Origin of the sequence: Thiolapillus sp. (assembly GCF_048562965.1) — a bacterium.
Lineage (GTDB): Bacteria > Pseudomonadota > Gammaproteobacteria > Chromatiales > Chromatiaceae > Thiolapillus > Thiolapillus brandeum_A.
This window is the reverse complement of sequence record NZ_JBHNMF010000205.1, coordinates 1-5,594: the sequence shown is the minus strand read 5'-3', so window position 1 is coordinate 5,594 and position 5,594 is coordinate 1. Positions and strand designations below refer to the sequence as shown.

9 protein-coding genes are annotated in these 5,594 nt (G+C 57.9%); 2 read left to right on the top strand and 7 right to left on the bottom strand.

Annotated elements, in window-relative coordinates:
- Nucleotides 1-80: 80 nt before the first annotated feature.
- Both ACOCD2_RS11335 and ACOCD2_RS11330 read right to left on the bottom strand, forming a co-directional pair.
- On the bottom strand, nucleotides 81-206 hold the full coding sequence (locus tag ACOCD2_RS11335; RefSeq protein WP_305800288.1) for a hypothetical protein: 126 nt from the start codon (nucleotides 204-206) through the stop codon (nucleotides 81-83).
- 44 nt (nucleotides 207-250) lie between these two features.
- Nucleotides 251-517 (bottom strand): hypothetical protein, encoded by a 267-nt coding sequence (locus ACOCD2_RS11330; protein WP_293648395.1) that lies wholly within the window; start codon nucleotides 515-517, stop codon nucleotides 251-253.
- 90 nt (nucleotides 518-607) lie between these two features.
- Between ACOCD2_RS11330 and ACOCD2_RS11325 the strand changes: the two genes are divergently transcribed.
- Entirely contained in the window at nucleotides 608-1,591 is a 984-nt protein-coding gene (locus tag ACOCD2_RS11325) for a hypothetical protein (RefSeq protein ID WP_293648392.1), read from the top strand.
- A 309-nt stretch (nucleotides 1,592-1,900) separates the two neighbouring features.
- On the opposite strand, the gene ACOCD2_RS11320 is transcribed toward ACOCD2_RS11325, so the two are convergent.
- The 4 genes from ACOCD2_RS11320 to ACOCD2_RS11305 all read right to left on the bottom strand — a co-directional run bounded on the left by ACOCD2_RS11320 (nucleotide 1,901) and on the right by ACOCD2_RS11305 (nucleotide 4,086).
- Complete coding sequence (locus tag ACOCD2_RS11320; RefSeq protein ID WP_293648389.1) at nucleotides 1,901-2,551, bottom strand: methyltransferase family protein; 651 nt, start codon at nucleotides 2,549-2,551, stop codon at nucleotides 1,901-1,903.
- Nucleotides 2,551-3,117 carry a transglycosylase SLT domain-containing protein gene (locus ACOCD2_RS11315; protein WP_293648386.1) on the bottom strand — a complete coding sequence of 189 codons (567 nt, stop codon included), beginning with the start codon at nucleotides 3,115-3,117 and terminating at the stop codon, nucleotides 2,551-2,553. The genes ACOCD2_RS11320 and ACOCD2_RS11315 overlap by 1 nt, the downstream gene beginning before the upstream one ends.
- Nucleotides 3,118-3,348: a DUF350 domain-containing protein gene (locus ACOCD2_RS11310; protein WP_293648384.1), complete on the bottom strand. Its 231-nt coding sequence runs from the start codon at nucleotides 3,346-3,348 to the stop codon at nucleotides 3,118-3,120.
- A gap of 72 nt (nucleotides 3,349-3,420) precedes the next feature.
- A complete protein-coding gene (locus ACOCD2_RS11305; RefSeq protein WP_293648382.1) occupies nucleotides 3,421-4,086 on the bottom strand; it encodes a molecular chaperone DnaJ in 666 nt (221 codons plus the stop codon).
- A gap of 20 nt (nucleotides 4,087-4,106) precedes the next feature.
- On the opposite strand from ACOCD2_RS11305, the gene ACOCD2_RS11300 reads away from it, so the two are divergent.
- On the top strand, nucleotides 4,107-5,150 hold the full coding sequence (locus ACOCD2_RS11300; protein ID WP_293652617.1) for an NADP(H)-dependent aldo-keto reductase: 1,044 nt from the start codon (nucleotides 4,107-4,109) through the stop codon (nucleotides 5,148-5,150).
- A gap of 29 nt (nucleotides 5,151-5,179) precedes the next feature.
- Here the strand turns inward: ACOCD2_RS11300 and ACOCD2_RS11295 are convergent.
- A partial coding sequence (locus ACOCD2_RS11295; protein WP_293650195.1) for an EAL domain-containing protein occupies nucleotides 5,180-5,594 on the bottom strand: 415 nt, incomplete at its 5' end.

Here is a 5,594-nt window from a genome sequence, read left to right as displayed (position 1 = left end):
TTCGATGTCATGCCGATTACAGAGGCTCCTGCCGAGTCATGTCGGTAAAATGCGGGTTTTGACGTTCTGGAATCACGGATTCAGGAATAATCCAGCGTAATCATATACTTGCCCAGCGCAAACAAACCGATCACCAGGATTGCCATCACCCAGTGCAAGGCAATGCTTATCAGTCCGTATCGCTGATGCGTGTTACGCCAGTGCATGCAGTTTTCCTCCTTTCTCCGTAAGCATAGACCGAAATTCAGCTTCAGCCATTGCGCACCAGCTCGTCCATGCGCTGTTTTGCCTGCTTCCAGGCTTCGCCGCTGTTCGCTTCTGTCACCATCAGTTCCATCAGGGCATAGGCCAGCCGCCTGCCTTCAGGGTCCAGATCGCGCAGCTTGGTCAGCTTGAACAGGCAGCCTGCCCCTTCGTGCTCCAGGGTGTTCACCAGCGCATACAACACCAGGGATTTCGCCGAATGGGGCGAGGATTGCACCACTTCGAGTATCTGGTCCAGTACAGAATTTGACATATTTGCTCCATATCGCCATGCTCAGGCTACAAACTAAAACTATAGAGCGTTGTTTACAATGCCAGCATGTTGAATTTGGAGGAACCGCTCATGCACTTGCGCAAACCACTGATGATCACCCTCGGACTCTTGTTTTCTGCAGGCAACCTGCCCGCTGCGGAGGTGGGGGATAATGGAAAATTCCTGTTGCTGACCAAAGAGGAAGCTTCGGCACTGCAGCAAAAGCTGTCCAGCGTCGAGGGAAAAGAACGCGAAGCGCTGCGGCAGGCCGAATACCAGAGGCTGAAAAACAAAGCGGAACAGGCCGGCTATGAGGTTCCCCCTCTGGCAGCAGCAAACACAGGCAAGGCTGCCGCAGCGGCAGAGCCACCGGCACCCGTACCCGCACCTGAAAAGCCTGCAGCCCCGGCACCTGTGACAACAGCCAGCACACCACAGGCCCCTGCCCCCGAAGCGGCTGCGCCTGAACCCTCACACGCACCCGCTGCCACAGCCAAAGCTGCCGAAGCTCCTGTCGCCGAAATCGCCAAAACAACGGCGCCCGCGGACGAGACTCCAGCGCAGGCTCCAGCAGCTTCAGCGCCCCCCGCACCGGCGGCGGCTCCGGCAAGCCCCTTCGTCCAGGACTACCAGACCATCCGCCAGTCACATGATGAACTGGTCAAATCCATGGAAGCACGCCGCGATGCCCTGCGCGCCCAAATGGAAAAACGACGCGAAGCGATGGCGCGCGAACGGGACGCCATCGCCAAACAGCACATGAGCCCCGGGGAAAACCGGCTGCTGCAGGATCAGGAACAGCGCACCAGGGAACACGAAGCCGAAATGGCCGCCCGTCAGAAAAAGCACGAAGAGGAAATGGCCACCCGCCAGAAGCAGATGGAAGAAGAACGGCAGGCCCATATTCAGGAAATGGAGGCTCACCGCAAAGCCATGGAAGCCCGCATCAACAGCGGCATCAATGCCATCGGCCGCCCTGCGGCCAGGCCCTACTATCCACCGCGGGCCGGCTGGGCGCCTCGCCCGGGTTACGCTTATCCTTACGGGCCTTACGCCTACCCCAGGTGGTATTAACCTGGCATCAATATAGGTGATGCTCAGGGCTTCAAGCCTGCCTCGGAGCAAGGCATCGCTTGAAGCCAATGGTTGTTCCATTGGCAAAAGCGATAACGCCGGGCCGGGGCAGGCTTGAAGCCCCAACTCATTGATATTAAAGGCAGGCCGTGATGCACTGTCCGCCAGACTGCGTTATCAGCTCTTGCTGTAGAATGACTACAGCGGCGAGCTGATGCCTTGCTGGCAAACAGTGCATCACGGCTGAGCGTCATCTATATTGATGCCAGGTTAATAATACCTACTCCGGGAAAAGGACTTCCCGGCATGTCAGTCCCCGCTGTTGCCTCTGCGCTCCAGCGTCTGCGCCTGCTCAGGGTTCAGACGACGCCAGGGCAGGGGAAACAGGCCCGGCACCCGGCGGCGGTATTCCCGGTAGGCTTCGCCATAATAGGCCAGCAGCTTCCGCTCCTCCAGCCAGGAACCGACCACGAAATACAGCGTCATCATGACGGATGACACCAGCATCGCAGCGGTCATGTCCCGCGTCCAGATCAGGATAAGCCCCAGGAAATACCAGGGATGGCGCACATGCCGGTGCATGGGAGACACGCGAAAGCGCTCCTGATCTTCCACCCTGCGTTCACCGTCCCGCAACTGGCGCAGGCCGAGAAATTCCGAACCGTCATAGTGACGCAGGGAATAGAGAAATCCAATCAGCGCCGCGATGGCCAAACCATTGCCCAGCCACCACCAGATGCCTTTCCAGGCAAACACCGTCTCACCGCCAATGGCCCAGGTCAGATACAGGGGAATGATCAGCAGCACCGTGGCCACCGCATTGAAGAACAGGCGATACCAGGGCATGAGCGCCGGCCAGCGGGCCGCCACCCGGCGCTTCACCGCCAGGCTTGCCAGCAGGGAATGAACAGTAAAATAGGCCAGCCAGGCAGCAATCAGCCACAACAGTGGCGTATTCATCAGAGTATGGCCTGCATCAGTTTGCGGATGCGCCGGACATAATAGCTGCTGGCCTTGGGTACAAACGGTGCCACCTGAGACCATTCCCTGACCATCTTGTGCTTTTTCACACTCTTGTTGTAGGCCTGCCGTACGCGCCTGAAACCGGCATTGTAGCTGCCGAAAGCGAAGAACAGCCTTTGCCGCTCGTCAGTATCAAGAAACTCCCATTTGTCATACAGATAACGATCATAAAAGATCCCCGCAGCAATATTCCATTTGAGATCTTCCAGGTTCATGACCGTGGGATTCTTCTCGCGGATCTCCTTGAAGGTCGATGGCATGATCTGCATGATGCCAACTGCACCGGCCTTGCTCCTGGCATGGGGATCAAGACCCGATTTGGCGATTCCCTGGGCCTTGAACCAGCGCCAGTTCACCGTGGGGCCGAAATAGTGTTTGCTGTTCTTGCGGAAGTGCTGGTCATACTTGTTGGTCCAGTGCTTGTGATCCACATGCTTGAAACCACCCGCCAGGGCCATGCCTGGCAGCGCAAACAGAAACAGGAGCCAGCAGGGCAGACGCATTCAGTTCAGACCCAGCCCGATCACCAGTCCCATGGCCGTGCCGATGCCAATGAACATGCCCATGATCATCAGGCCCACGGCCTGATTGCCTTTCGCGAGCTGCTCGGGGATGCTGAAATTGACGATATGACTGAAGACCTTGCATCCCAGCCACATGAACAGCAGGGTCAGAATACCCCCCATGCAGGCATAAAGCACATTGAGAACAAGCGGGTCGAAGGATGCGGTCATATCGGGCTCCGGAATCAGGGTTTACCCGGATAGTAATGTGCGCGGTGAGCACTGGCAAGAAATCACGCTTGCCTATTTCCCCTGGATGTATTCCTCATCACTGAAAGACCCCACCCAATGGGGCTTGAACCCCACCAGCATGGCCGTGATCCAGCCATTCAACATGGATTCAGGAAACAGCATCATCGGTGTCATGTTCAGGAAACTGTGCTGCAAATCACCCCAGGGGTGAGCGCCCATGAGCAGCAGTCCGCCAACGATCAGCCCGGACATGATCACGAACACCAGCCCGCCTGCCAGAAAGGCATTGACCAGCACATAGACGAAAAAATGCTTGGGCGCATACGCCCGTACCAGCCCCAGCATGATCTGGGTCAGTGTCGCCGGCATGATCACGCACAGAATGGCCGATGGCAGATAGCCGCCCCAGTCGTTCAATCCGGCAACGACGATACCCAGCAGCACCACGCTGCCGCCAACAATGGCCAGGGACCAGCCGAACATCAGGGTGACGGTCACCATGCCGGACAGATGCCAGAAAAAGCCCGGCAGCATTTCCACACGCATGTTCCACAGGAAGAACAGGCACACCATGGCGCCGAAAAACACATGCTGCTGTTGCTTTTTCTTCAGGCGCGCCCAGTCCGCCCAGCGCAGGGCAAACCACAGGGTTGAAAAAAACAGCCCGGCGAACAACCATTGCCACGCCGGGTGGAATAAACTACCGGATAACTCCATGCAACATACCTGAATCAATCATGCAATACCGACAACTTGGAAACAGCGAACTGCAGGTCAGCGCTCTCTGCCTCGGCACCATGACCTGGGGAGAGCAAAACGACCGGAACCAGGCCTTCGCGCAGCTCGACTACGCACTGGACCAGGGCATCAACTTCATCGACACTGCCGAAATGTACCCGGTGCCCGCCCGGGCCGAAACCCAGGGGCGCACGGAAAGCATCATTGGCGAATGGCTGCATGAACGCCGCTGCCGTGACCGTATCATTCTCGCCACCAAGGTGGCCGGACCGGGCCGGGACTGGCTGACACATTTCCGCGGCGGCAACAACTGCCTAGACAGGGCCAATATCGAGGCTGCCGTGGACGAGAGTCTACGCCGCCTGCAGACTGATTACATTGATTTTTACCAAATTCACTGGCCAGACCGGCAAACCAACTATTTTGGCAAACTGGGGTATCCCTGGCCGGAGCAGGATGACAGCATTCCCCTGGAGGAGACCCTGCAGGTGCTTGCAGATCTGGTACGTGCGGGCAAAGTGCGTGAAGTCGGCGTCTCCAACGAAACGCCCTGGGGCGTGATGCGCTATCTCTGTCTGGCGGAGGAAATGGGTCTGCCCCGCATCCAGGGTATTCAGAATCCCTACAGCCTGCTCAATCGCAGTTATGAAATCGGCCTGGCGGAAATCAGCCACCGGGAACAGGTCGGCCTGCTCGCCTATTCCCCCCTGGGTTTTGGCGTGCTGAGCGGCAAATACCTGGAAGACCCCCACCCGCCGGCAGCCCGGCTGACCCTGTTTCCGGAATACAACCGCTATTCCAATCCCCAGTCCCGTGCGGCAACGGCAGAATACGTGGCGCTGGCCCGCCGCCACGAACTGGACCCGGCGCAAATGGCTCTTGCCTTCGTTACCGGACGCCCTTTCGTGACCAGCAATATCATAGGTGCCACTACCATGGAGCAGCTGAAAACCAATATCGCCAGCGCAACGCTGCAATTGCCTGCCAGCGTACTTGCAGGCATCGAGGCCATACACGCCCATCATCCCAACCCGGCGCCCTGAAACCAGACTGGCCGCTGCACCCTGCCGGATCAGGAAAGGCTTTCCGGCTCCGATGTAACAGCCTTTGTGCTGTGATGCTGTTCCTGGCGCAGAAATTCACCGGCTTCCGCCGCCGGCAGTGCCCGGCTGTAGTAATAACCCTGCACCACATCACAGCCTTCCGCGCGCAGCAGATCCTCCTGCTCACAGGTTTCCACACCCTCGGCGATTACCTGCAGATTCAGGGTTTTGCCCAGGGCGATCACTGCCCGCACGATAGCCGCATCGTCCTCGTTCTCTGAAACATCCCTGATAAAGGAGCTGTCGATTTTCAGTTTTGCGATGGGCAGCTGACGGAGATAGGCCAGCGAGGAATAGCCCGTGCCGAAATCATCGATGGCAAGCTGCACTCCCAGTTCCCGCAGTTTGCTCATTACGGATACTGCCTGCTGGGTACGGGTCATG

Bases quoted from the DNA above. Each gene is read 5' to 3' on its own strand.
- ACOCD2_RS11335 (WP_305800288.1), bottom strand. From the start codon at position 206: ATGCACTGGCGTAACACGCATCAGCGATACGGACTGATAAGCATTGCC.
- ACOCD2_RS11320 (WP_293648389.1), bottom strand. From the start codon at position 2,551: ATGAATACGCCACTGTTGTGGCTGATTGCTGCCTGGCTGGCCTATTTT.
- ACOCD2_RS11305 (WP_293648382.1), bottom strand. From the start codon at position 4,086: ATGGAGTTATCCGGTAGTTTATTCCACCCGGCGTGGCAATGGTTGTTC.
- ACOCD2_RS11330 (WP_293648395.1), bottom strand. From the start codon at position 517: ATGTCAAATTCTGTACTGGACCAGATACTCGAAGTGGTGCAATCCTCG.
- ACOCD2_RS11310 (WP_293648384.1), bottom strand. From the start codon at position 3,348: ATGACCGCATCCTTCGACCCGCTTGTTCTCAATGTGCTTTATGCCTGC.
- ACOCD2_RS11325 (WP_293648392.1), top strand. From the start codon at position 608: ATGCACTTGCGCAAACCACTGATGATCACCCTCGGACTCTTGTTTTCT.
- ACOCD2_RS11315 (WP_293648386.1), bottom strand. From the start codon at position 3,117: ATGCGTCTGCCCTGCTGGCTCCTGTTTCTGTTTGCGCTGCCAGGCATG.
- ACOCD2_RS11300 (WP_293652617.1), top strand. From the start codon at position 4,107: ATGCAATACCGACAACTTGGAAACAGCGAACTGCAGGTCAGCGCTCTC.